General features: G+C 70.9%; 26 protein-coding genes and 1 riboswitch. Of the genes, 1 reads left to right on the top strand and 25 read right to left on the bottom strand.

Annotated features, from left to right (window positions below; all coding sequences use genetic code 11):
• Positions 1-10: 10 nt before the first annotated feature.
• The 7 genes from ACFYXK_RS07300 to rpsB all read right to left on the bottom strand — a co-directional run bounded on the left by ACFYXK_RS07300 (position 11) and on the right by rpsB (position 7,149).
• A complete protein-coding gene (locus ACFYXK_RS07300) occupies positions 11-1,114 on the bottom strand; it encodes a thiamine ABC transporter substrate binding subunit (protein WP_389410176.1) in 1,104 nt (367 codons plus the stop codon).
• An 85-nt stretch (positions 1,115-1,199) separates the two neighbouring features.
• Positions 1,200-1,309, bottom strand: a riboswitch (TPP riboswitch).
• A gap of 58 nt (positions 1,310-1,367) precedes the next feature.
• Positions 1,368-2,480: a 23S rRNA (adenine(2503)-C(2))-methyltransferase RlmN gene (gene rlmN / locus ACFYXK_RS07295; RefSeq protein WP_053786137.1), complete on the bottom strand. Its 1,113-nt coding sequence runs from the start codon at positions 2,478-2,480 to the stop codon at positions 1,368-1,370.
• A 158-nt stretch (positions 2,481-2,638) separates the two neighbouring features.
• Positions 2,639-3,715 (bottom strand): phosphatidate cytidylyltransferase, encoded by a 1,077-nt coding sequence (locus tag ACFYXK_RS07290; RefSeq protein WP_266663282.1) that lies wholly within the window; start codon positions 3,713-3,715, stop codon positions 2,639-2,641.
• Positions 3,715-4,272, bottom strand: a complete 558-nt coding sequence (gene frr / locus ACFYXK_RS07285; RefSeq protein ID WP_030298420.1) for a ribosome recycling factor — start codon at positions 4,270-4,272, stop codon at positions 3,715-3,717. Before frr ends, ACFYXK_RS07290 begins: the two co-directional genes overlap by 1 nt.
• Before the next feature lie 84 nt (positions 4,273-4,356).
• Positions 4,357-5,136, bottom strand: a complete 780-nt coding sequence (pyrH, locus tag ACFYXK_RS07280; RefSeq protein WP_351777809.1) for a UMP kinase — start codon at positions 5,134-5,136, stop codon at positions 4,357-4,359.
• Positions 5,137-5,298: 162 nt separating this feature from the next.
• Positions 5,299-6,135, bottom strand: a complete 837-nt coding sequence (gene tsf, locus ACFYXK_RS07275; RefSeq protein WP_319724501.1) for a translation elongation factor Ts — start codon at positions 6,133-6,135, stop codon at positions 5,299-5,301.
• A 135-nt stretch (positions 6,136-6,270) separates the two neighbouring features.
• The gene (gene rpsB / locus ACFYXK_RS07270; protein ID WP_053786134.1) at positions 6,271-7,149 is read right to left on the bottom strand and encodes a 30S ribosomal protein S2; all 879 of its coding nucleotides are present in this window, start codon (positions 7,147-7,149) and stop codon (positions 6,271-6,273) included.
• A 250-nt stretch (positions 7,150-7,399) separates the two neighbouring features.
• Here rpsB and ACFYXK_RS07265 point away from each other — a divergent pair, with 250 nt between their 5' ends.
• A complete protein-coding gene (locus tag ACFYXK_RS07265; RefSeq protein WP_389410175.1) occupies positions 7,400-7,864 on the top strand; it encodes a M23 family metallopeptidase in 465 nt (154 codons plus the stop codon).
• 25 nt (positions 7,865-7,889) lie between these two features.
• Here the strand turns inward: ACFYXK_RS07265 and ACFYXK_RS07260 are convergent, their stop codons facing one another.
• The 18 genes from ACFYXK_RS07260 to proS form a co-directional block, all read right to left on the bottom strand.
• Entirely contained in the window at positions 7,890-8,447 is a 558-nt protein-coding gene (locus ACFYXK_RS07260; protein ID WP_389410252.1) for a TetR/AcrR family transcriptional regulator, read from the bottom strand.
• A gap of 52 nt (positions 8,448-8,499) precedes the next feature.
• Positions 8,500-9,336: an RNA polymerase sigma factor WhiG gene (gene whiG, locus ACFYXK_RS07255; protein ID WP_383515252.1), complete on the bottom strand. Its 837-nt coding sequence runs from the start codon at positions 9,334-9,336 to the stop codon at positions 8,500-8,502.
• A 209-nt stretch (positions 9,337-9,545) separates the two neighbouring features.
• On the bottom strand, positions 9,546-10,838 hold the full coding sequence (gene dprA / locus ACFYXK_RS07250; protein ID WP_389410174.1) for a DNA-processing protein DprA: 1,293 nt from the start codon (positions 10,836-10,838) through the stop codon (positions 9,546-9,548).
• A complete protein-coding gene (locus ACFYXK_RS07245) occupies positions 10,835-12,469 on the bottom strand; it encodes a YifB family Mg chelatase-like AAA ATPase (RefSeq protein ID WP_389410173.1) in 1,635 nt (544 codons plus the stop codon). The genes dprA and ACFYXK_RS07245 overlap by 4 nt, the downstream gene beginning before the upstream one ends.
• Positions 12,469-12,840, bottom strand: coding sequence for a YraN family protein (locus tag ACFYXK_RS07240; RefSeq protein WP_389410172.1), 372 nt, complete (start codon positions 12,838-12,840; stop codon positions 12,469-12,471). Before ACFYXK_RS07240 ends, ACFYXK_RS07245 begins: the two co-directional genes overlap by 1 nt.
• A 109-nt stretch (positions 12,841-12,949) precedes the next feature.
• Positions 12,950-13,258, bottom strand: a complete 309-nt coding sequence (locus ACFYXK_RS07235; RefSeq protein WP_006139554.1) for a DUF2469 domain-containing protein — start codon at positions 13,256-13,258, stop codon at positions 12,950-12,952.
• Positions 13,259-13,313: 55 nt separating this feature from the next.
• Positions 13,314-13,820: an NUDIX hydrolase gene (locus ACFYXK_RS07230; protein ID WP_389410171.1), complete on the bottom strand. Its 507-nt coding sequence runs from the start codon at positions 13,818-13,820 to the stop codon at positions 13,314-13,316.
• On the bottom strand, positions 13,810-14,640 hold the full coding sequence (gene lepB / locus ACFYXK_RS07225; RefSeq protein ID WP_389410170.1) for a signal peptidase I: 831 nt from the start codon (positions 14,638-14,640) through the stop codon (positions 13,810-13,812). The genes ACFYXK_RS07230 and lepB (ACFYXK_RS07225) overlap by 11 nt, the downstream gene beginning before the upstream one ends.
• Positions 14,641-14,684: 44 nt before the next feature.
• Positions 14,685-15,587 (bottom strand): signal peptidase I, encoded by a 903-nt coding sequence (gene lepB / locus ACFYXK_RS07220; RefSeq protein ID WP_383515271.1) that lies wholly within the window; start codon positions 15,585-15,587, stop codon positions 14,685-14,687.
• A gap of 104 nt (positions 15,588-15,691) precedes the next feature.
• Positions 15,692-16,522: a signal peptidase I gene (gene lepB, locus ACFYXK_RS07215; RefSeq protein ID WP_389410169.1), complete on the bottom strand. Its 831-nt coding sequence runs from the start codon at positions 16,520-16,522 to the stop codon at positions 15,692-15,694.
• Positions 16,523-16,688: 166 nt separating this feature from the next.
• Positions 16,689-17,417 carry a signal peptidase I gene (gene lepB, locus ACFYXK_RS07210; RefSeq protein ID WP_389410168.1) on the bottom strand — a complete coding sequence of 243 codons (729 nt, stop codon included), beginning with the start codon at positions 17,415-17,417 and terminating at the stop codon, positions 16,689-16,691.
• Positions 17,418-17,461: 44 nt separating this feature from the next.
• Entirely contained in the window at positions 17,462-17,812 is a 351-nt protein-coding gene (gene rplS, locus ACFYXK_RS07205) for a 50S ribosomal protein L19 (RefSeq protein WP_008737520.1), read from the bottom strand.
• Between the two features lie 133 nt (positions 17,813-17,945).
• Positions 17,946-18,767 carry a tRNA (guanosine(37)-N1)-methyltransferase TrmD gene (gene trmD / locus ACFYXK_RS07200; RefSeq protein WP_383515279.1) on the bottom strand — a complete coding sequence of 274 codons (822 nt, stop codon included), beginning with the start codon at positions 18,765-18,767 and terminating at the stop codon, positions 17,946-17,948.
• Complete coding sequence (rimM, locus tag ACFYXK_RS07195; RefSeq protein WP_389410167.1) at positions 18,767-19,330, bottom strand: ribosome maturation factor RimM; 564 nt, start codon at positions 19,328-19,330, stop codon at positions 18,767-18,769. The genes trmD and rimM overlap by 1 nt, the downstream gene beginning before the upstream one ends.
• 179 nt (positions 19,331-19,509) lie before the next feature.
• Positions 19,510-19,749 carry an RNA-binding protein gene (locus tag ACFYXK_RS07190; RefSeq protein ID WP_030011889.1) on the bottom strand — a complete coding sequence of 80 codons (240 nt, stop codon included), beginning with the start codon at positions 19,747-19,749 and terminating at the stop codon, positions 19,510-19,512.
• A gap of 2 nt (positions 19,750-19,751) precedes the next feature.
• A complete protein-coding gene (gene rpsP / locus ACFYXK_RS07185) occupies positions 19,752-20,192 on the bottom strand; it encodes a 30S ribosomal protein S16 (protein WP_030298453.1) in 441 nt (146 codons plus the stop codon).
• 278 nt (positions 20,193-20,470) lie between these two features.
• The gene (locus tag ACFYXK_RS07180) at positions 20,471-21,070 is read right to left on the bottom strand and encodes a hypothetical protein (RefSeq protein WP_389410166.1); all 600 of its coding nucleotides are present in this window, start codon (positions 21,068-21,070) and stop codon (positions 20,471-20,473) included.
• 217 nt (positions 21,071-21,287) lie between these two features.
• On the bottom strand, positions 21,288-22,700 hold the full coding sequence (gene proS, locus ACFYXK_RS07175) for a proline--tRNA ligase (RefSeq protein WP_389410165.1): 1,413 nt from the start codon (positions 22,698-22,700) through the stop codon (positions 21,288-21,290).
• Between the last annotated feature and the right edge of the window lie 26 nt (positions 22,701-22,726).

Here is a 22,726-nt window from a genome sequence, read left to right as displayed (position 1 = left end):
CCCTCGCGTCCTACTTCACGACGAGCGAGGACCATGCCTTGACCCACTGCTCACGGTTCTTGGCGATGGTCTCGGGAGCCACGTTCTCCGGCTTCTCGATGACCACGCCGTGCTTCGTGAACAGCTCCGGCAGCTTCGCGTCCTTGACCACCGGGTTCACGAACATCTGCAGCGGCATGTCCTCCTGGAACTTCTTGCTCACCAGGAAGTCCAGGAGCGCCTTGCCGCCCTCCTCGTTCTTCGCGCCCTTGAGCAGGCCCGCGAACTCGACCTGGCGGAAGCAGGTGCCGGTGGCCACGCCCGTGGGGGCCTCGGCCGGCTGCGGCTCGCCGTACAGGACCTCGACCGGCGGGCTGGAGGCGTACGAGACGACCAGCGGCCGGTCGCCCTTGGCCTTCTTGCCGCCCGCCGAGCCCGAGAAGCGCTCGTTGTAGGCCTGCTCCCAGCCGTCGACGACCTCGACGCCGTTGGCCTTGAGCTTGCTCCAGTAGTCCTTCCAGCCTTCCTCGCCGTACTTGCCGACGGAGGCGAGGAGGAAGCCGAGGCCCGGCGAGGAGGTCGCCGCGTTCTCGGTGACCAGCAGGTTCTTGTACTCCGGCTTGATCAGGTCGTCGAGCGTCTGCGGCGGGGCGAGCTTCTTGTCGGCGAAGTACGCCTTGTCGTAGTTGACGCAGATGTCGCCGGAGTCGATCGGGGTGACCCGGTGCTCCTTGTCGAGCACGTACTCGGGCTTCACGTCGGCCAGGCCCTTGGCCTCGTACGGCGTGAAGATCCCGTTGTCGAGGGCGCGCGAGAGGAGCGTGTTGTCGACACCGAAGAAGACGTCGCCGCGCGGGGAGCCCTTGGTGAGGATCTCCTGGTTGAGGGCGGCGCCCGCGTCCCCGGACTTCAGGACCTTGACGGTGTAGCCGCTCTGCTGCTCGAACTCCTTGAGGACCGTGTCGGTCACGTTGAAGGAGTCGTGGGAGACGAGCGTGACCGTCTTGGACTTCGGCGCCTCGCTCGCGCCGCCCGCGGACTTGTCCTTGGCGTCGCCGCCGCCGCACGCGCTGAGCGTGGCGACGCCGAGCGCGGCCGCGAGCGCTGCGCCCGCGAACTTCTTGGTGGTGCTCACTGGTGAATTCCTCCTGGGATGTCCAGGAGAAGACGCGGCCCTGCCCGGCGCTCAGTGCGAGCGGTCGCCGGGCAGGGCGCAACAGCTTGAGTGATGACCGAACTTCCTACCCCGAATGACCGGGGCGAGGTTCAGAGGGTCTGCGGATGACGGATACCGCACTCTCAGCGCTGTGGCGCTCCCCTGTCGGAATATGCAATTGGTTCGGCCACAGGGTACCCCGTGGCCGAATCGGGCCCGCGAAAACCGCAGGCTAGCGCTCCGAGGCCGCGAGCTGGCCGCACGCGCCGTCGATTTCCTGGCCGCGGGTGTCACGGACGGTCACCGGCACGCCGTGGCGGGCGATGGCCTCGACGAAGGCCTTCTCGTCCTCGGGACGCGAGGCGGTCCACTTCGAGCCCGGCGTCGGGTTCAACGGGATCAGGTTGACGTGGACACGCTTGCCCTTGAGTAGTCGGCCCAGCAGGTCGCCGCGCCAGGCCTGGTCGTTGATGTCGCGGATCAGCGCGTACTCGATGGAGATCCGGCGGCCGGACTTCTCGGCGTACTCCCACGCCGCGTCGAGGACCTCACGGACCTTCCAGCGGGTGTTCACGGGGACGAGGGTGTCGCGCAGCTCGTCGTCCGGCGCGTGCAGCGAGACCGCGAGGCGGCACTTGAAGCCCTCGTCGGCGAACCGGAGCATCGCCGGGACCAGGCCGACGGTGGAGACGGTGATGCCGCGCTGCGACAGGCCCAGGCCGTCGGGCTCGGGGTCGGTGAGGCGGCGGATGGCGCCGACGACCCGCTTGTAGTTGGCCAGCGGCTCGCCCATGCCCATGAAGACGATGTTGGACAGCCGGGCCGGTCCGCCGGGGACCTCGCCGTCGCGCAGCGCGCGCATGCCGTCGACGATCTGGTGGACGATCTCGGCCGTGGACAGGTTGCGGTCCAGGCCCGCCTGGCCGGTGGCGCAGAACGGGCAGTTCATGCCGCAGCCGGCCTGCGAGGAGATGCACATGGTGACCCGGTCGGGGTAGCGCATCAGCACGGACTCGACGAGCGTGCCGTCGTGCAGCTTCCACAGGGTCTTGCGGGTGGTGTCGTCGTCGCACGAGATGTGCCGGATGACGTTCATCAGCTCGGGGAGCAGCTCCTGCTGGAGCTTCTCGCGGGAGCCCGCCGGAATGTCGGTCCACTCGGCCGGGTCGTGCGCGTACCGGGCGAAGTAGTGCTGCGAGAGCTGCTTGGCCCGGAAGGGCTTCTCACCGATCGCGGCGACCGCCTCGCGCCGCTCCTCGGGCGTGAGGTCGGCAAGGTGCCGGGGCGGCTTCTTGGCTCCGCGAGGGGCGACGAAGGTGAGCTCTCCCGGAACGGGGCGGGCCATGGCAGGTACTCCTCGTAAGACGAAAGGCGCGCCGCAGAAGCAGCGCGCCTTTCAAGAGTAACCGCCCGGACCCACCCGAAGCCTTCGTACGTACGTCGGCCCGGCTCGGCGGGGTCCCCTGGTGAACCGCCCGCCGGCCGGAACCCGCGGAGCGGGTTTCAGCCCGTGCCGACGAAGGCCGCCAGCAGCAGCCACACCACCGGGGCGGTCGGCAGCAGGGAGTCGAGCCGGTCCATGATGCCGCCGTGGCCCGGCAGCAGCGTGCCCATGTCCTTGATGCCCAGGTCCCGCTTGATCATCGACTCGCCGAGGTCGCCCAGCGTGGCGCTGACCGCGACGGCGAGACCGAGCAGCAGGCCCTGCCACCAGGCGCCCCCGTCGATCAGGAACTCCATGCACAGCGCGCCGGCCGCCATCGCGAAGGCCACCGCGCCGAACAGTCCCTCGCGGGTCTTGCCGGGGCTGATGCGCGGCGCCAGCTTGTGCTTGCCGAAGCGCCAGCCCACCGCGTAGGCCCCGGTGTCGCTGACCACGGTCAGCAGCAGGAAGGTGACCACGCGCTCCGGACCGTCGTCGGCGGTGAGCAGCATCGCGACGAAGGTGGCCAGGAACGGCACGTAGAACGCCGCGAAGACGCCCGCGGTGACGTCCTTGAGGTAGTCCTCGGGCGGTTCGGTCATCCGCCAGACCAGGACCGCCAGCGCGGTCAGGGCCATGGCCACCCAGGCACCCTCGGCCCCGCGGACGTATCCGGCGATGACCATGGCGGCGCCGCCGACCGCGAGCGGGACGAGCGGCGCCTTGATGCCCTTCTTCTCCTGGAGCCGGGAGGTGAGCTCCCACAGGCCCACGACGACCGCGACGACGATGACGCCGACGAAGACCGCCTTCACGATGAACAGCGAAGCGAAGATCACCGCACCGAGGCCGACGCCGACCCCTATGGCGGCACGCAGGTCTCGCCCCGCCCGCTTCTTCTGCGGCGGGGGCGAGGCGTCCTGCGGTGCCTGCGAGGGCGGAGGCGGGGGGCTGGGCATGGGCTCCTGCGGCGGCGTCTCGGCGCGGAACGGGGGGCCGCCGTCGGCGGCGGCCCCCCGATCGCGTGCTTCCCGGTCGTCGAAGTCACGGCCGGCGGCATCGGGCACGATGGGCATGGGCCGAGTGTGCGGGCCCACCAGCGCATCGTATGCGGGACCCGCCGGAACCTGCTCCGTGGCCCAGGGAGAGTCGTTCATCAGACCTCGAGGAGCTCGGCTTCCTTGTGCTTGAGCAGCTCGTCGACCTGCGCGACGTACTTCGCGGTGGTGTCGTCGAGCTCCTTCTCCGCGCGGCGCACCTCGTCCTCGCCGGACTCCTTGTCCTTGACGAGCTTGTCGAGGGCGTCCTTCGCCTTGCGGCGGATGGAGCGGATCGAGACCTTGGAGTCCTCGGCCTTGGTGCGCGCGACCTTGATGTACTCCTTGCGGCGGTCCTGCGTCAGCTCGGGGAAGGTCACCCGGATGATATTGCCGTCGTTGCTGGGGTTGACGCCCAGGTCGGAGTCGCGGATGGCCTGCTCGATGTTGCGCAGGGCGCTCTTGTCGAACGGGGTCACGATCGCCATGCGCGGCTCGGGCACCGAGAAGGACGCGAGCTGGTTGATGGGCGTGATGGCGCCGTAGTAGTCCGCCACGATCTTGTTGAACATCGCCGGGTGCGCACGACCGGTGCGGATCGCGGCGAAGTCTTCCTTGGCGACGACGACGGCCTTCTCCATCTTCTCCTCGGCCTCGAGGAGGATTTCTTCGATCACCACGTGCTCCTGCATGTCAGATTTGGATGGTTCAGGCGGGCGGGGCGGGCTCGGCCCGGGGGGCCGGGCCCGGCGTCGGGACGCTCAGGCCCGGGTGCCCTGGTCGCTCACGAGCGTGCCGATCTTCTCACCCTTGACGGCGCGGGCGATATTGCCCTCGGCGAGCAGCTCGAAGACCAGGATCGGCAGCTTGTTGTCGCGGCACAGCGTGATGGCGGTGGCATCGGCGACCTTGAGGTCGCGGGAGAGCACCTCGCCGTACTCCAGCGCGTCGAACTTCACCGCGTCGGGGTTCTTCTTCGGGTCGGAGTCGTAGACCCCGTCGACGCCGTTCTTGCCCATGAGCAGGGCCTCGGCGTCGATCTCCAGGGCGCGCTGGGCGGCCGTGGTGTCGGTGGAGAAGTACGGCATGCCCATGCCGGCGCCGAAGATGACGACGCGGCCCTTCTCCAGGTGGCGTACGGCGCGCAGCGGGATGTACGGCTCCGCCACCTGGCCCATGGTGATGGCGGTCTGCACGCGGGAGTCGATGCCTTCCTTCTCCAGGAAGTCCTGGAGGGCGAGGCAGTTCATGACGGTGCCGAGCATGCCCATGTAGTCGGACCGCGCACGGTCCATGCCCCGCTGCTGCAGTTCGGCGCCGCGGAAGAAGTTTCCGCCGCCGATCACGACGGCGATCTCCGCGCCGTCACGGACCACCGCGGCGATTTCGCGCGCGATGGCATGGACGACGTCGGGGTCGACGCCCAGTCCTCCACCACCGGAGAAGGCTTCGCCCGACAGCTTCAGCATGAAGCGGCGGCCCTTCTTGTCGTGGTCGCTCTTGTCGTCGGAAGCGGTGTGGGGGTCCACGCCCTGATTCATGGAGATCTCCTCGTGCACATACGAAGAAGGCCATTGCCGGTGGGTCCTCGCGGTTCCCTCTACGGCAATGGCCTCCTCGTCAGATCTGCGGTCGTTCCGCGCGCGGGCGGACGACTGCTTCAGACCCTACCGGGGTCCGGTGTCCGTCGTGTACGGACGGACTCAGATGCCGACCTTGATGCGCGAGAAGCGCTTCAGGGTGACACCGGCCTCGTCCAGGACCTTCTGGACGGACTTCTTGTTGTCCAGGGCGTAGGCCTGGCCGAGCAGCGTGGCGTCCTTGAAGAAGCCGTTGACGCGACCCTCGACGATCTTCGCGATGGCAGCCTCGGGCTTGCCCTCCTGGCGGGTGACCTCTTCGGCGATGCGGCGCTCGGACTCGACCTTCTCGGCCGGGACGTCCTCGGCGGACAGCCACTGCGGGGCGAACGCGGCGATGTGCTGCGCGACGCCGCGGGCGACCTCGGCGTTCTCCTTGTCGAGCTCGACCAGGACGCCGATCTGGAACGGCAGGTCGGGCATCGTGCGGTGCATGTACGCCGTGACGTAACCGCCGGTGAACTGCGCGAAGCGGTCCAGGACGATCTTCTCGCCGAGGTTCGCGTTCGCCTCGTCGACGAAGGCGGTGACGGTCTTGCCGGGCTCGATCTCGGACGCGAGCAGCGCCTCGATGTCGGCCGGGGAGGTGGCGGCGACGTGCGCGGCCAGCTGGTTGGCGACGGCCAGGAACTTCTCGCCCTTGGCGACGAAGTCCGTCTCGCACTTCAGCTCGACGATGACACCGGAGGTGTTGTCGTCGGCGATGAGGGAGACGACGGCACCGTTCTCGGCAGAACGGCCCTCGCGCTTGGCGACGCCCTTCTGACCCTTGATGCGGAGGGCCTCCTGGGCCTTCTCGACGTCGCCGTCGGCGTCCACGAGCGCGTTCTTGCAGTCCAGCATGCCGGCGCCGGTGAGCTCGCGGAGCTTCTTGACGTCAGCGGCGGTGTAGTTCGCCATGAGTCTGTGATTCTCTCTCGAAGTCGTAGATCTACGGGTGAACGGCGGAGGCGCCGCGCCCCAGGCGCGGCTCCCCCGCCGTCATCGTCCGTGCTGTGAGTGCCCGGCGCGTGAACGCCGGGCGCTCTCAGTGGGTCAGGCCTGCTCGGCGTCGGCGGCCGGGGCCTCGACAGCCTCGGCGGCCGGGGCCTCGACAGCGGCCTCGGCCGGAGCGGCCTCGGCGTCGTCGGCCTTCTTCTCGCCCTCGAGCAGGTCGCGCTCCCACTCGGCGAGCGGCTCGGCGGCGGCCTTCTCGCCCGGCTTCGAGTCACCGGTCGCAGCACCGGAGCGGGCGATGAGGCCCTCGGCGACGGCGTCGGCGATCACGCGGGTGAGCAGGGTGACGGAACGGATCGCGTCGTCGTTGCCCGGGATCTTGTAGTCGACCTCGTCGGGGTCGCAGTTGGTGTCGAGGATCGCGACGACCGGGATGTGGAGCTTGCGCGCCTCACCGACGGCGATGTGCTCCTTCTTGGTGTCGACGATCCAGACGGCGCTGGGAACCTTCGACATCTCGCGGATACCACCGAGGGTCTTCTCCAGCTTGGTCTTCTCGCGGGAGAGGACCAGGAGCTCCTTCTTGGTGAGACCCGAGGCGGCGACGTCCTCGAAGTCGATCGCCTCAAGCTCCTTCAGACGCTGGAGGCGCTTGTAGACGGTGGAGAAGTTGGTGAGCATGCCACCCAGCCAGCGCTGGTTGACGTACGGCATACCAACGCGCGTCGCCTGCTCGGCGATGGCCTCCTGGGCCTGCTTCTTGGTACCGACGAACATGATGGAGCCGCCGTGGGCAACGGTCTCCTTGACGAACTCGTAGGCGCGGTCGATGTACGACAGCGACTGGAGCAGGTCGATGATGTAGATGCCGTTGCGCTCGGTGAAGATGAAGCGCTTCATCTTCGGGTTCCAGCGACGGGTCTGGTGACCGAAGTGGACGCCGCTTTCCAGCAGCTCCCGCATCGTAACGACGGCCATGGCCATCTCCTTGGTTTCTCGGTTTGGTTCCTGACGCCCCACCGCGTCCTGCCCCCGACAAGGGGACCGAGAGACGCTTCCACCCGGCCTGAGCGGCTGGTGCTGGGGCGTGCGAAGTCGACCCGGTGACCCGGATCGCCGTAAGAAGTGTACGGGACCGGGCGGTATGCCAGGTGACGCCGTTGTCCACACCCGGCCGTCCGTCCACAGGCGCGGTCACGCTGCGCGAGGTGTCGGCAACCTGGACGGCATGACGACACTGCTGATCACGCTGCTGCTGACCCTGACCCAGGCCCTCGTACCGGGGGCCCGGCCGCTGCCGCCCCCACTGGTGGTGGCCCGCTGGTGGGATCCGCCCCCGACCCCGTACGCGGCGGGGCACCGCGGGGTGGACCTGGCGGCCCCGGTGGGCGCGGAGCTCCGTGCGGTCGGGCCGGGCCGGGTGCACTACGCGGGCCCGGTCGCCGGCCGCGGGGTCCTCTCGCTCACGCTCCCGGGCGGCCTGCGCACCACGTACGAACCGGTGCGGCCGCTGGTCGCGGAGGGCGAGGAGGTCACGGCGGGCCAGGTGGTCGCCGTCCTCACGGAAGGGACGCACTGCGGGAGGCCCTGCCTCCACTGGGGCCTCCTGTCCGGCACCGCGTACCTGAACCCCCTGACGGTCCTCCCGCGCCCCACACCGAGACTCCTGCCGCTCGGGGCCGCCGGCGTCTGAGACACGGGGCCGGGGCCCGGGGGCCTCAGCCCTGCACACCCCGCAGGGCCATGGCCACGGCCGCCTCCGTCACCACTGCGGGATCCTCGGCGGCGCCGAGCTCGATGCGCCGCACCGCGGCATCCACGACCCCCTGCAGCAGCATCGCGGCGAGCCGGGGCTGCTCGTGCCCCAGGGCGCCGAGCGCCTCCACGATCATCGCCACGAGCCCCCCGTGCGCGGCACGGATCTTCTCCCGCGCGCCCGCGTCCAGCTCACTGGCCGAGATCGCCACCACCGCCCGGTGCCGCCGGTCTCCGACCAGGCCCAGCTGGCTGCGCACGTAGGCCTCGACCTTCGCCTCCGGAGACTGCGCCTGCTCCATCGCCGCCTCGATCTCGGCGGCCCAGACGGGGAAGTCCACGGCGCACAGCTCTTCGACCACGGCCGCGCGGGAGCGGAAGTACTCGTACACGGAGGACCGGGCGAGGCCGGTGCGCTCCGCCAGGGCGGGGAAGGTCAGCGCTTCCGTCCCGCCTTCGGACAACAGGGAGCGCGCAGCGTCCAGCAGGGCGCCGCGCTGCATCGACCGGTGCTCGGCCACGGAGGCCGCTCGAATCCTGGGCACCCGTCCACTCTACGGAGGTGGCGCAAGCTCACCGGCCGACATCCGCCAGCTTGGCCCGCAGTTGGAGCACCGACTTGGTGTGGATCTGGCTGACCCGGCTCTCCGTGACGCCCAGTACGTTGCCGATCTCGGCGAGCGTGAGGCCCTCGTAGTAGTACAGCGTCACCACGGTCTTCTCCCGCTCCGGCAGGGTGTTGATGGCCCGGGCCAGGAGCCTGCGCAGCTCACGGTCCTCGGCCACTTCGACCGGGTTGTCGGCGGCGGTGTCCTCCAGGGTGTCCATCAGCGAGAGGCGGTCGCCGCCCTCCCCGCCGACGTGCAGCAGCTCCTCCAGGGCGACCACGTTGGCGAGCGACAACTGGCTGAACACGGCGTGGAGTTCCTCCACGCCGATGCCCATCTCGCCGGCGACCTCGTGCTCGGTCGGGGTGCGGCGCAGCTGGGCCTCCAGCGTGGCGTAGGCCCGCTCCACGGCCCGGGCCTTCTGCCGCACCGAGCGCGGGATCCAGTCCAGCGCCCGCAGCTCGTCGATCATCGCGCCCCGGATCCGGGTGATCGCGTACGTCTCGAACTTGATGGACCGCTCGATGTCGAACTTCTCGATGGCGTCGATCAGTCCGAACACCCCCGAGGAGACGAAGTCGGCCTGTTCCACATTGGGCGGCAGGCCCACGCTGACCCGGCCGGCCACGTACTTCACCAGGGGCGAGTAGTGCAGGATCAGCTGCTCCCGCAGCCGCTCGTCACCGCTCTCCTTGTACGAGCGCCACAGCACCTCGAGGGACGAGGGCGCGGTGGTCCGCACGCTGCCGCGGGCAGCGGGGGGCACCGCAGCGCGGTCAGACCCTGAGGTGTGCTGGGGCATGCTTCGCCTTTGCCGGAGCCGGATTCCTTGGGAGCGTAGCGTGACGGAAGTGTCGCGGTGCGCGAAGAGTACGGGATCGCGCATGGGCACCGGGGCGTCGTGACTCGCGCGGGAGACCCGGGACCGGCGCCTGGCGCTCGGTCCCGGCGGCTGCCATCGGGAAGACCGCGTCTCTCATCGGCTTCACTCTTTCACCGGAACACCCCAGGTCAACGACCGCCTCGCCGGGTGCCGCCGGTTTGTGTGCCTCCTTCAGGTGATTGTGTGGTCAACTGCCAGCCCTCGCCCTGCCGTTCGACGAACCCCAGAGAGTGAAGTTCGTACAGTCTGCCGATGACTTCATCGGTGTCGGTGCCCGCCGCGAGGGCCACTTCGTCGGCGCGGGCGAGCCGCCCGGCCGGGACCGCTTCGAGCACACGGGCGGTCTCCCGGTCCAGCAGGTCCCGGGCGAGCACCGGGCCGCGCCGCTCGGGAGCCAGTTCACCCATGCCTCCGACCAGCTCGACCACTTCCGCGGCGTCGGTGACGAGCACGGCCTCGCCGCGCAGCAGTTCGTGCACTCCGCCGGAGAGCCCGCTGGTGGCCGGTCCGGGGATGCCCATGGTGAACCGCCCGAGCTGCTGGGCCCGCCGGGCCGTGACCAGGGAGCCGCTGCGGTGGGCCGCCTCGACCACCACGGTGCCCCGGGTGAGCGCGGCGATGACCCGGTTGCGCAGGACGAACCGGCTGGGGGTCGGGTGGCTGCCGGGCGGCAGCTCGCCCAGCACCAGCCCCTGTTCGGCGATCCGGCCGAGCAGCCCGGCATGACCGCGGGGATAGGCGATGTCCACTCCGCAGGCGAGCACCGCGGCCGTGGCGCCGCCCGAGGCCAGCGCCCCACGGTGGGCCGCGGCATCGACCCCGTACGCGGCCCCGGAGACCACCACCCAGCCCCGCTCGGCGAGCCCGGCGGCCAGCGTCTGGGCCATGTGCGCGCCGTACGGGGTGCAGGCCCGGGCCCCGACCACGGCGACGGAGCGCAGCGCCCAGGTCCGCAGGTCCGGTCTGCCCCGCAGCCAGAGCCCGACGGGCCGGGCGTCGCCGAGGTCGTCGAGCTGGGTCGGCCACTGCGCCGAGCCGGGGCAGATGAACCGGCCGCCGCCGCGGGCCGCGGTCGCCAGATCCCGCCGCGGGTCGGCGAGCGCTGCCCGTCTGCGGTATCCGGCGAGCCGCCCCTCCCCCACCCCGGTCAGGGCCGCCGCCCCGGCGGCCGGGCCGGTCAGCAGCCGTATCAGCCCGACGGCGCCGTGTTCGCGCAGCCACCGCCCGCCGTGCTCGTCGCCGGGCTCCAGCACCCGGGTCAGCGCAGCCCGCGCCAACAGCTCCGCATCGCACCCGGCGGCGGCTGTCCCGGACCCGGTGGCCGTGTCGGACCGGGTGCTTGTGTCGGACCCGGCGCCTGTGTCGGACCCGGTGCCCGGCTCGGGTGCGGTCGGCGGCTCGGGCACGGCGGTGGGGTTCATGATCCGGCTCCCATGGCCAGGGCCGCGCCACGGGCGATGCCGGTCCGCAGTTCCAGGGCAACGGCCACGTCCAGGGCCTCCGGGCGGTCCCGGCCCCGCAGGTCGGCCACGGTCCAGGCGACGCGGAGCACCCGGTCCAGCCCGCGGGCGGTGAGCAGCCCGCGCTCGAGGTCCCGCTCGGCCTGGGCCAGCGCTCCGGGGGCCGCCTGCCAGCGCGTGCGCAGCTCGTGCCCGGGCACCTCGGCGTTGAGCCGCCACGGGGTGTCGGCGAGCCGGGCCGCGGCGCGCTCCCGGGCCTCGCGCACCCGGTCGGCGACGGCCGCCGTGGCCTCCCCGCGGCCGCCGCGCCCCAGCAGGTCGGACCGGGTGACCGGCTCGACCTCCACCCGCAGGTCCACGCGGTCCAGCAGGGGCCCGGACAGCCGCGCCTGGTAGCGCCGGATCACGGACGCCGGGCATTCGCACCCGGCGCCGAGCAGGGTGTGCCGCCCGCAGGGGCAGGGGTTCGCCGCGAGCACCATCAGGAATCCGGCCGGAAGCCGGACCACCCCGGCGGCTCTGGCGATGACCACGTGCCCCGATTCGAGGGGCTGGCGCAGCGCGTCCAGCGCCTTGGTGCTGAACTCGGCGGCCTCGTCCAGGAAGAGCACGCCCCGGTGGGCCAGGGAGACGGCCCCCGGACGGGGCACCCCCGCCCCGCCGCCCACCAGGGACTGCATCGTCGCCGAATGGTGGGGCGCGCAGTACGGGGGCCGGACGACCAGCGGTTCGCCGGGCGGCAGGATCCCGGCGACCGAGTGGACGGCCGTGACCTCCAGGGAGTCCTGCCGGGAGAGCGGTGGCAGGATCCAGGGGATCCGCTCGGCCAGCATCGTCTTGCCGGCTCCCGGAGGCCCGCTGAGGAAGAGGTGGTGGCCCCCGGTGGCCGCCACTTCCAGGGCCCGGCGGGCGCCGTGCTGCCCGGCGACGTCGGAGAGGTCGGGGAAGTCCGCGGACTCTCCCTCCCCGGGCGGGCGCCGGGAGATCCCGGTGCCGAGCCCGGCGCCGGGGACCACGAGTCCGGCCAGCATCGGGTCCGGCCGCCCCTGGGGACCCGGTGCCTCCTCCTCGGGGACCTCCCCGTCGGTGAGGACGGCGATCAGCTGGCTCAGGCTGCGCACGCCGAGCACGCAGACGTCGGGCACGAGCATGGCCTCGGCCGCGCACTGCTGCGGAACCACCACGTTCCGGTACCCGGCATCCGCTGCGGCGAGGACCGCCGGCAGGATGCCCCGCACCGGCCGCACCCGGCCGTCCAGCCCCAGTTCCCCGATGAGCACCAGGTCGGCGATCGCAGCGGGGTCGACCAGCTCGGCGGCGCCCAGCACCGCGGCCGCGACGGCCAGGTCGAAGCCGGCGCCGGATTTCGGTACGGAGGCCGGACTGAGCCCGACGGTGAGCTTCTTCTGCGGCCATGCGGCGCCCGAGTTCACGACGGCGGCCCGCACCCGGTCCCGGCTCTCGACCAGGGTCTTGTCGGGCAGCCCCACCAGGGTGAAGGCGGCGAGCCCGGGCTCCAGGTCGGCCTGGACCTCCACCACCACGCCGTCGACCCCCACCAGGGCGACCGAACAGGCCCGTGCGAAACCCATCACGCCACCCCCCGGACGTGCTCCACCACGGGCGCACCGCGCCGCGGCAGCAGGACTCCCACGAGGTCGATGCGCACCCCGCCCGCGGGTGGTCCGCCGTGGTCGGCGAGCCATCGGCCGGCGAGCCGGCGCAATCGCTCGGCCTTGCCGGGGCGGACGGCGGCCATGGGATGCTCGAACTCACCCGCCCGGCGGGTCTTGACCTCGCACACGGCGAGGGCGTCCCCGTCCCGCGCGACGATGTCGATCTCCCCGCTGCGGCACCGCCAGTTCCGCGCGATCACGGTCATCCCGGCCTCGGCCAGCCGCCGCGCCGCGAGCTCCTCGCCGTACCGCCCCAATGCCTGCTGTGCCACGCCCTTCGCGTTCATCCGGCACCACCTCCGGCACCGACGATCCCGCGCCCCCGCCCACCTTGTGGATCTTGGTGGACAACCCGGCCGTTGTGGACGGCCCCGTCACCCTTCCGGGTGAGGGGAATCAGCTGCCGGGCAGTTCGAGGTCGCTCTTGTTGAGCTCCTCGATGTTCACGTCCTTGAAGGTCAGCACCCGCACCTGCTTGACGAAACGCGCAGGCCGGTACATGTCCCACACCCAGGCGTCGGCCATCGTGACCTCGAAGAACACCTCCCCCTGGACCGAGTGCACCTGCATCTCGTAGTCGTTCGTGAGGTAGAACCGACGTTCCGTCTCGATCACGTACTTGAACAGCCCGACGACGTCGCGGTACTCGCGATAGAGCTTCAGCTCCATCTCGGTCTCGTACTTCTCGAGGTCCTCGGCGCTCATGGCATGTTCCCCTTCAGCCGTGCGTCCCCCTATTGTGCGCCAGGCCCCTGCGCCCCTAAACGATTTCCGGGGCCAGGACCACCGGCGCACCCGGAGGACCGTCGTCGAGCAGCGTACGGAGCAGCTCGGCGAGTCTGGTCGGGTACACCGTCTCACGGGCCGCGAGAAGTTCCTCGGAGGTCCACCACCTGGCACCGGTGACGCTGCGGCGCTCCAGCTCGGTGAGCCCGCCCATCTCGGTGCGCGTCTGGGTGGTCCGGGCCAGGTAGTACCACTCGTCCTGCTCCCAGCGCCGCCCGTCGAACGGGAAGGAGCAGTACCGCTGCCACAGCACCGGACCCAGTTCCACCTCGGTGATCCCGGTTTCCTCGGCGAGCTCCCGCAGCGCGGCCTGCTCCCGGCTCTCGCCGCCCTCGAGTCCGCCGCCCGGGGTGAACCACCACTGGTCGGCGGGGTCGTCCGGCTCGAAGCCGTGCAGCAGCAGGATCCGGTCCGCGGGGTCCAGCAGGATCACCCGTGACACCTTGCGGGGGCCGTGCCCGGCGGCCGCTTCAGCGGGCACCGACCGGCTCCCGCCGCCGCCCGCGCCCCAGGACCCGTACGACGGGCCCGTACGCGGCCCCCAGCACCACCAGGGCGGCTCCGGCCACCACCGCGGCCAGCTGGAGGCGCAGCGGCCCCGGCTTCGAGGTCCCGCCGGGCAGGGAGGCGTAGGTGCCGGGCCGCTCGAGCATCGTCATCGAGGGCCAGGCGAGGGCGTCGACCCGGGCGTGCACCGCCGAGCGGGCCACGGTGCCCTGGCCGGCCTCCTGGAGGTGGGCGCGGGAGTCGAGCGAGGCGGACCGCCGGTCGCCCAGCAGGAAGAGGTTGCCCTCGGGCACCGTCACCTCGAACGGGGTGTCGGAGGCCACGCCCAGGCCCGTGCCGGCATCAGTACTGGTGCCCGTGCCGGTGCCCGTACCCGTGGCGGCCGCTTCGGGCTTGGTGTGCTCGATGTAGGGCTCGTCGAGCTCCTTGCCGTTCACGGTGAGCCGGCCGCCCTCGCCGCAGCACTTCACGGTGTCGCCGCCGATGCCGACGACCCGCTTGACCATCGGCGAGTCACTCCACGTGGAGTCGGTGAACACGACCACGTCGCCGCGCCGCACCTCGCCGCCGTCGATCCGCTGTGCGAGCACCCGGTCGCCGGGATTCACCGTCGGCATCATCGAGTCGGTCGGCACCGTGTACGGCTGGTAGACGAGCGCCCCCCAGACGAAGGCGCCCAGGAAGAGCACAAAGCCGACGGCCACGGCGACTCCCGACAGCACATTGCCGAGACCGCCGCGGCCGTCCTTGCCACCGCGTATTCCTTCGGTACCGCTTTCCTGCGTTCCGCCCATTGCAGCGCCCCCACACTTCCGGGATCGACGACCTGGGCGGCACCCTACCTGCCGGTAGTCCCGCTGGTCAGCCTCCGCCGGCGCCACATCACGACCGGAACCGCTCCGACGAGGCCCACCGCGGCCGGACCGAGCCCGACCGGAGCCAGGCCGGCGGCGTCGAGACCCATCGCGGTCGCCTTGGTCTGGTTCCCGATGCCCGGCTGGTCGAACGTGTCCGGGATGGGCAGCGTCGACCAGCGGGTGATCGGCCACGCCACCACCACGGCCCGCCCGACGACCTTCTCCACCGGCACGAAGCCCTGGGTGGAATCCTGCATGTGGTAGCGGGAGTCCTGCGAGTTCTGCCGGTGGTCGCCCATCACCCAGATCTTGCCCTTGGGCACGGTGAGCGGGCCGAACGGAGCGTCGTCGCACGGGGTGTTGCCGGGGTAGATGTACGGCTCGTCCAGCGGCTTGCCGTTGACGACGACCGGTCCCCCCTTCTTGCACTCGACCGTGTCACCGCCGATGGCGATGGTCCGCTTGATCAGGTCCTTCTCGGCCGCGTCGGGCATCAGGCCGATCTTGCTCAGGATCTGCTGCGCGAAGTTGGGCTCCGGGGTGGGCTCCCCGGCCAGCCAGCTCGCGGGGTCGTGGAAGACCACGACCTCGCCGCGCTCGGGCTCGGAGCCGAACCACGGGGTCAGCTTGTCCACGAGCACCCGGTCGCCGCGCTGCAGGGTGTTCTGCATCGAGTCGGACGGGATCGAGAACGCCTGCACCAGGAAGGTCTTGATCAGCAGGGCCAGCAGCAGGGCGATGCCGATGAGGAGCGGGAGCTCCTTCCAGAACGAGCGGTGCGGGCGCGCCTCGGCACCACCGTCCTCGGCCTCGCGCTCGGCTTCGTCCGGCCGCTCCTCGCCTTCGTCGCGTCCGGATCGCGCGCCTACTGCCACATCCCCCACATCCACTCCTCACTCGCAAGTCGCCGCCCGCGCCGAATCGGGCACGGGCCCTCCCCTCCCTTAACGAGCGGGAGTTCCCTAAGGCGCGGGAGACCGAGGACACACTATGCGAACGACGGCCGACGTCGGCGCCCACGGCGGCCGCGTCGCCCGCTCGGTGCCGGATCGGGCACCGTCCGGAAGGTCGCGGGCTGTTCGAGCTTGCGCCAGTGGTCGAACGGCCAGGCGATGACGACGGCCTGCCCCACGACGCCGTCCTCGGCGATGGTGCCGTCGAAGGCCTCGTCGAGGTGGAAGCGGGAGTCGGCCGAGTTCGCCCGGTGGTCGCCCATGACGAAGAGCCGCCCCGGGGGCACCTGCACCTCGAACCTGATTTCGGACGGGGCGTTGCCGGGGCTCACGTACGGCTCATCGAGGGGCGCGCCGTTGACGGTGACGCGGCCCTTGGCGTCACAGCACATGACGGTGTCGCCGCCGACGGCGATGACCCGCTTGATCAGGTCCTGCTCGTCGGCGGAGGGCAGCAGGCCGATGAAGGTCAGCGTCTCCTTGATCTGTTTCACGCCGACCGGGTCGGGGGCCGGGCGCGCGGCCTCGCCCTTGAGCCAGCCGCCGGGATCCTTGAACACGACGACGTCGCCGCGCTCGATCTTGGAGCCGAACCACGGGGTCAGCTTGTCGACCAGCACCCGGTCGCCGATCCGGATCGTCTGCTCCATGGACCCGGACGGGATGAAGAAGGCCTGCACCAGGAAGGTCTTGAGGACGAGCGCTATGCACAGCGCCACGATGATCAGCAGCGGCACCTCGCCCACCCGGCGGGTGCGCCTGCGCCGCTTGACCCGGCGGGCCAGCCGGCGCCGCTCGGCGCGGCCGCCGCCCTCCGCCGCGACGGGTCGCGCCGTGGTCCCCCGCCGCGGCCCGCGCTCCCGCACCGGGCGCTCGGGCTCCGCGGCGGGCTCGGGCTCCTGCCGGGGCCGGGGGCCTCCCGGAGTCTCGGGCGCACGCCAGAATTCGGGCTTGCGCGGGGGCTGGGGGGCGCGCCTGGGCTCCGGATCCGGCTCCGGTTCGGGGGCCCGGCCGCCCCTGGGGCGGCCCCGGCTACCCATGGGAGCCCCAGCGCGAAATCGGCCAGCCGATCCGGTCGGCCCGCCCGATCACCTTCTCCACCGGCACCATCCCCCCGCCCGGCTCCCCCAGGTGGTCCCGGGAGTCCCGGGACTGGGAACGATGATCACCCATGACCCACAGGGTCCCAAGCGGTACGACGATCCGGAAGGGCACCTTCGAGGGCGTGTCGCCGGGGTACAGGTACGGCTCCTCCAGCGGGACGCCGTTCACCTTGATCCGCCCGCCGGCGTCACAGCACACCACGTCGTCCCCGCCGACGCCCACCACCCGCTTCACGAAGTCGGTGTCGGACGGCTCGCCGATCCCGAGCGCGGAGGCCGCGCCGTGCAGGGCCTCGCCGATCGGGTTGCCCTCTTCGCGCTCCGGTACGAAGGACCCCGTGCCGTCGAAGACCACCACGTCCCCGCGCTTCGGCCGGTCGCCGAAACGGTACGCCAGCTTGTTCACCAGCACCCGGTCCCCGACCTGGAGCGTCGGCTCCATCGACCGGCTCGGGATCAGGAAGGGCTGTACGACGAAATTGCTGATCAGCAGCAGGAAGGTCGTGCAGAGCACGCCGAGCACCCCGGCCCGCCTCCAGGTCAGGAACGCGCGCCACCCGGGACGCGCACGGCGTCCCCACAACGCAAAACGCGGCCGCCCCTCCCCCGTCTCGGGGGAGGAGTGGCCGCGCTGTGTGAGCTCTGCTTCGGTGTCCATCGGTGGCGAGCCTATCCGGCCGCCCCCGAAACCCGGAGAGGAGATCAGCGGTCGCGCTTCTCCTTGATCTTCGCGGCCTTGCCGCGGAGCTCACGGAGGAAGTACAGCTTGGCGCGACGCACGTCACCGCGGGTGACGAGCTCGATCTTCTCGAAGATCGGGGAGTTCACCGGGAAGGTGCGCTCCACGCCGACGCTGAAGGAGACCTTGCGAACGGTGAAGGTCTCGGAGACGCCAGAGCCCTGGCGACGGATGACAACGCCCTTGAACTGCTGGATACGGGAGCGGTTGCCCTCGATGACGCGGACGTGCACGTTGATCGTGTCACCCGGGCGGAAGGCCGGGACGTCGGAGCGGATCGAGGCGGCGTTGACGCCATCGAGCAGGTGAGACATGTTCTTCGTCTGCTTTCTTCGCACGACGCCACAGGCCGCCGGTGCGGATTTCCGTAGAGAATTCGGGAGCCGGGTCACTCTGCGGACGACTGTCCCCCTGTGGCAGGGGCGTACGCGAGCACACAGCAGCCGCCTATTCTTCCACGGCCTGCGGCCTACGCCAAAATCGGCCGTCGGCGTCGGGCCGCCAGCCCAGGATGCTCAGCGTCTCGCGGTCCTTCTTGTCGAAGGCGGAGGCCTCGCAGCGCTCGATGAGGTCGGGGCGGTTCTGCGCGGTCCTGCGCAGCGCCTCGTCCCGGCGCCAGCGGGCGATCTTCCCGTGGTGACCGCTGAGCAGCACGTCGGGGATGCCCCGGCCGCGCCACTGCGGGGGCTTCGTGTAGACCGGCCCCTCCAGCAGGTTCTCCATCTCGCCGGGCGCGAAGGAGTCGTCGCGGTGCGATTCGGCGTTGCCGAGCACTCCGGGCAGCAGCCGGGCCACGGCCTCGGTGACCACCAGGACGGCGGCCTCGCCGCCCGCCAGCACGTAGTCGCCGATGGAGACCTCGTAGACCGGCATCCGCGTGGCGTACTCGTCCATGACCCGGCGGTCGATGCCCTCGTACCGGGCCGGCGTGAAGATCAGCCAGGGCCGCTCGGACAGCTCGACGGCGAGCTCCTGGGTGAACGGGCGGCCGCTGGGCGTGGGAACGACCATGACCGGCCCGTGCGCACCCGACTCGTATCCGTCGGCCAGCGCCTGGTCGAGGGCCTCGCCCCACGGCTCGGTCTTCATGACCATGCCGGGACCGCCGCCGTACGGGGTGTCGTCGACCGTGTTGTGCCGGTCGTACGTCCAGTCCCGCAGGTCGTGGACGTGTACGTCGAGCTGCCCGCGGGCCCTCGCCTTGCCGACGAGGGAGACGTTCAGCGGCTCCAGGTACTCGGGGAAGATCGTGACGACGTCGAGACGCATCAGGCTTCTTCCCCGGCCTCGGCCCCGTTGTCACGCGTGGAGACGATCTCGGCCCGGTCGTCGATCAGCCCGGGCGGCGGCGTGATGACGCAGCGCTGCTCCTCCAGGTCGATCTCGGCGACGATCTCCTCGACGAAGGGGATCATCACCTCGGTGCCGTCGGGGCGCTCGACGATGAAGAGGTCCTGCGAGGGCAGGTGGGAGATCTCGGTGATCCGGCCGATCTCCGTGCCGTCCTCCAGCACCACGTCCAGGTCCATGAGCTGGTGGTCGTAGTACTCGTCTTCTTCTTCGGGAAGCTCCGCCGGGTCCACTTCGGCGATCAGCAGGATGTTGCGCAGCGCCTCGGCGCCGGTGCGGTCCTTGACGCCGGCGAAGCGCAGCAGCAGCCTCCCGCTGTGCACGCGGCCCGTCTCGATGGTCAGCGGACCCGCCGAAGCCGGATCGGTCCGCAGCACGGCACCGGGCGAGAGCCGCAGCTCCGGCTCGTCGGTCCGCACCTCGACGGTGACCTCACCCTTGATCCCGTGGGCGCGGCCGATCCGCGCGACTACCAGCTCCACTTCGTTCCCCTTTTTGCGACCGAACCGCCGCCGCTCGCGCGGAGGCGGTGGTACCTCTCCGTCGTGGTTGCCCCATTGATGGCTGCTCTCGCCATGGGCGAAAACGACTCGGGCCGGGGTGGGCAACGATCGCCCTCCCCGGCCCGTGCCGGTGATTCACGTTCTCGATGAACCAAGTCTCAGCGGACCTGGTCCACGTCGACGAGGTCGACGCGGATCCCCCGGCCGCCGATGGCACCCACGACGGTACGCAGGGCACGCGCGGTGCGGCCGTTGCGGCCGATCACCTTCCCGAGGTCGTCCGGGTGGACCCGGACCTCGAGCACCTGCCCACGACGCAGGTTGCGCGAGGCGACCTGCACTTCGTCGGGGTTGTCCACAATGCCCTTTACGAGGTGCTCAAGAGCCTCCTCGAGCATGATCAGGCCTCGGTCGACTCGGCGGCGGCCTCAGCCTCGTCCGCCTTCTTGTCGGCCTTCTTCGCCTTCTGCGTGATGGCCTCGCCCTTGGTCTCGCCGATGCCCTCGAGGGCCTTGGCGAACTCGTCGAAGGAGCGACGCTTGCTCTCCTTCGTCTCCGGCTGCAGCAGCGGCGCGGGGGCCGGGAGGCCCTTGTGCGCCTGCCAGTCACCGGTCAGCTTCAGGATGGCGAGCACAGCCTCGGTGGGCTGGGCGCCGACCGACAGCCAGTACTGCGCACGCTCGGCGTTGACCTCGATGCGCGACGGGTTGTACGTCGGGTGGTACAGACCGATCTCCTCGATCGCACGACCATCGCGGCGGGTGCGCGAGTCGGCGACGACGATGCGGTAGTGCGGCTGGCGAATCTTGCCGAGGCGCTTGAGCTTGATCTTGACTGCCACTGGAGTGGTGTCTCCTGAACTTGACGTGGTTGGGCACATGAGATGCCACGTGGGGTTGCGGTACTCGGGTGCCCGATGGACGCGTCAGCCGGAGGAGAGAGGGGTCCTATGCGACTGTCGAGTACAGCTAGCCATTGTGCCACATGCCTGCGGCGCTTCTCGCGGGGAGCGGCGATCAGGGGCGCGCGACCGCGCACCACCGGGCCGCCCCCGCCCTGCAGAGGCACGCGCAGGCACTCCGCCCGTCCGTCACCGCCGTACGGCCCGGGGCCGCGGGCTCAGGAGGCGGCGACCGAGACGGCGACCTCGGGGATGCGGAACGGCTTCATGCAGCCGCCGCACACGATCGGCGCCTGGGCCAGCACGGAGGGGACCACCCGCACGTTGCGCCCGCAGTCGCAGACCGCCTTGACGCGGACACCGCCACCCGAGGAGCCGTGCCGGGCGGCCGGCCCGCGGAAGCTGCGCTTGGTGTCGGCTGCGGTCGCGGCCGTGTGCGCCTTCAGCGCGCGCTGGAGCCGCTCGATGGTGGGGCGGTAGCGCTTCTTCGCCTCGGGATTGAGCGAGACCAGGGAGAAGCCGCTGCTGGCATGCGGCTCGTCGGAGTGGTCCAGCCCCATCTCCTCGGCGATCGCGAGGAATCTGCGGTTGTGGTAGCGGCCTGCCCGCGAGGTGTCGCGCACTCCGCGGGCGGCGGCGATGCCGTGGACTGCCTCGTGCAGCAGTCGCTCGAAGGAGAGCTCGGCGCCGCAGGCGGACGAGGACTCTCCGATCAGGGACTCGGGCGCGGCAAGGTCAGGCAGCTCGGGGTGGTACCGCTGAATGTCGGCCCACGCCTGCGCCAGCTCTGCGGCGAGAACAGGTGGTGTCGTGCTCACGTCGTGACAACGAGCCGGAGTGCCCCGGTGTTCCGATTCCGGGCCATTCCAAATTTTTTGCACGTACCAGTCAGTTCAGTCTGATGCGTCCCGACGAGGACGGGTGCGCCGATCTCAGGAGGAGTCGGTACGTAACGACGACCAGACCGACACGAACCCGCCCCGGCGCGCGGCTCGTGCCGTGCGCCGGGGCGGGTCGGTGGTCAGTCAGGGGCGGTCAGTACGAGCGCGCGACGATGGCGAGCGTACCGGGGGCGTCGTCCGCCTCCGGAACCGACCCGTCCTCGGCGATCAGGCAGCGCACGGACACGGCCTGCTCGCCCAGCTTGGCCTCGCCCTCGGGGCCGAGGTCCGCCCACGGGATCCGCGCCCAGCCGCCGGCGATGGCGGCCTCGGCGGCCTCCTCGATGGTGGAGACGTCGGAGGTGCGGGCCAGGCGGCGCTCGCGGGACTCGCGCAGCAGCTGCGCCTGGTCCTCGTCGAGCACCTTGGGCAGCAGGTCGGCGAGCGCGTCGATCTGCACGGGCTCCTTGCCGCCCGGGATCCGGCGGGCCAGCATCGCGGTGCCGGCCTCCAGGTCGCGGGGGCCGATCTCGATGCGGACCGGTACGCCCTTGAGCTCCCAGTCCACGGCGCGGCGGCCGAAGGGGGTGTCGACGCGGTCGTCGACGTGCACGCGCAGGCCGGCGGCCTTCAGCTGCGCGCCGAGCTCGCGGACCTTGGTGACGGCCTCGTCGCCCTTGATCGCCATGACGACGACCTGGACGTGGGCCAGGCGCGGCGGGACGCGCAGGCCGTTGTCGTCGCCGTGGGACATGATCAGGCCGCCGACCATGCGGGTCGAGACTCCCCACGAGGTCTGCCAGACGAGCTCCTGCTTGCCTTCCTTCGACAGGTACTGCGTGTTGAAGGCCTTGGCGAAGTTGGTGCCGAGCTCGTGGCTGGTGCCCAGCTGCAGCGCCTTGCCGTCGCCCATCATGCCCTCGAGGGTGAGGGTGTTGATGGCTCCGGCGAAGCGCTCCTTGGCGGTCTTGCGGCCGAGCACGACGTCGATGCCGAGCACGTTCGTCATGAAGTCGCCGTACACGTCCGTGTGGATGCGGGCGGCGTAGTCGCGGGCGTCCTCGTACGTGGCGTGGGCCGTGTGGCCCTCCTGCCAGAGGAACTCACTCGTACGGAGGAAGACGCGCGGACGCATCTCCCAGCGGACGACGTTGGCCCACTGGTTGATCAGCAGGGGCAGGTCGCGGTAGCTCTGCACCCACTTGGAGAAGTAGTCGTTGATGATCGTCTCGGAGGTGGGCCGGACGACGACCGGCTCTTCCAGCTCCTTGCCGCCGCCGTGCGTGACGACGGCGAGCTCGGGGGCGAAGCCCTCGACGTGCTCGGCCTCGCGCGTCAGGTACGACTGCGGGATGAACAGCGGGAAGTACGCGTTCTGGGCGCCCGCGTCCTTGATGCGCGCGTCCATCTCCTGCTGCATCCGCTCCCACAGGCCGTAGCCGTACGGCCGGATGACCATGGTGCCGCGTACCGGACCGTTGTCGGCCAGCTCGGCCTTGTTGATCAGATCCTGGTACCAGCGGGGGAAATCCTCCGCCTGGGGGGTGAGAACGGGTGCCTTTGCCATGGCGCGAATGGTACGGCGCCGGGCAC

It is taken from the genome of Streptomyces sp. NPDC002209 (assembly GCF_042890265.1).
Classification (GTDB): Bacteria; Actinomycetota; Actinomycetes; order Streptomycetales; family Streptomycetaceae; genus Streptomyces.
This window is presented reverse-complemented; position numbering and strand designations above follow the sequence as displayed.

What these genes read in the sequence shown, in the direction of transcription:
- rlmN (WP_053786137.1), bottom strand. Translation starts at nt 2,480, where the DNA reads ATGGCCCGCCCCGTTCCGGGAGAGCTCACCTTCGTCGCCCCTCGCGGA.
- ACFYXK_RS07290 (WP_266663282.1), bottom strand. Translation starts at nt 3,715, where the DNA reads ATGAACGACTCTCCCTGGGCCACGGAGCAGGTTCCGGCGGGTCCCGCA.
- pyrH (WP_351777809.1), bottom strand. Translation starts at nt 5,136, where the DNA reads ATGAATCAGGGCGTGGACCCCCACACCGCTTCCGACGACAAGAGCGAC.
- tsf (WP_319724501.1), bottom strand. Translation starts at nt 6,135, where the DNA reads ATGGCGAACTACACCGCCGCTGACGTCAAGAAGCTCCGCGAGCTCACC.
- rpsB (WP_053786134.1), bottom strand. Translation starts at nt 7,149, where the DNA reads ATGGCCGTCGTTACGATGCGGGAGCTGCTGGAAAGCGGCGTCCACTTC.
- ACFYXK_RS07265 (WP_389410175.1), top strand. Translation starts at nt 7,400, where the DNA reads ATGACGACACTGCTGATCACGCTGCTGCTGACCCTGACCCAGGCCCTC.
- whiG (WP_383515252.1), bottom strand. Translation starts at nt 9,336, where the DNA reads ATGCCCCAGCACACCTCAGGGTCTGACCGCGCTGCGGTGCCCCCCGCT.
- dprA (WP_389410174.1), bottom strand. Translation starts at nt 10,838, where the DNA reads ATGAACCCCACCGCCGTGCCCGAGCCGCCGACCGCACCCGAGCCGGGC.
- ACFYXK_RS07245 (WP_389410173.1), bottom strand. Translation starts at nt 12,469, where the DNA reads ATGGGTTTCGCACGGGCCTGTTCGGTCGCCCTGGTGGGGGTCGACGGC.
- ACFYXK_RS07240 (WP_389410172.1), bottom strand. Translation starts at nt 12,840, where the DNA reads ATGAACGCGAAGGGCGTGGCACAGCAGGCATTGGGGCGGTACGGCGAG.
- ACFYXK_RS07235 (WP_006139554.1), bottom strand. Translation starts at nt 13,258, where the DNA reads ATGAGCGCCGAGGACCTCGAGAAGTACGAGACCGAGATGGAGCTGAAG.
- lepB (WP_389410170.1), bottom strand. Translation starts at nt 14,640, where the DNA reads ATGGGCGGAACGCAGGAAAGCGGTACCGAAGGAATACGCGGTGGCAAG.
- lepB (WP_389410168.1), bottom strand. Translation starts at nt 17,417, where the DNA reads ATGGACACCGAAGCAGAGCTCACACAGCGCGGCCACTCCTCCCCCGAG.
- rplS (WP_008737520.1), bottom strand. Translation starts at nt 17,812, where the DNA reads ATGTCTCACCTGCTCGATGGCGTCAACGCCGCCTCGATCCGCTCCGAC.
- trmD (WP_383515279.1), bottom strand. Translation starts at nt 18,767, where the DNA reads ATGCGTCTCGACGTCGTCACGATCTTCCCCGAGTACCTGGAGCCGCTG.
- ACFYXK_RS07190 (WP_030011889.1), bottom strand. Translation starts at nt 19,749, where the DNA reads ATGCTCGAGGAGGCTCTTGAGCACCTCGTAAAGGGCATTGTGGACAAC.
- proS (WP_389410165.1), bottom strand. Translation starts at nt 22,700, where the DNA reads ATGGCAAAGGCACCCGTTCTCACCCCCCAGGCGGAGGATTTCCCCCGC.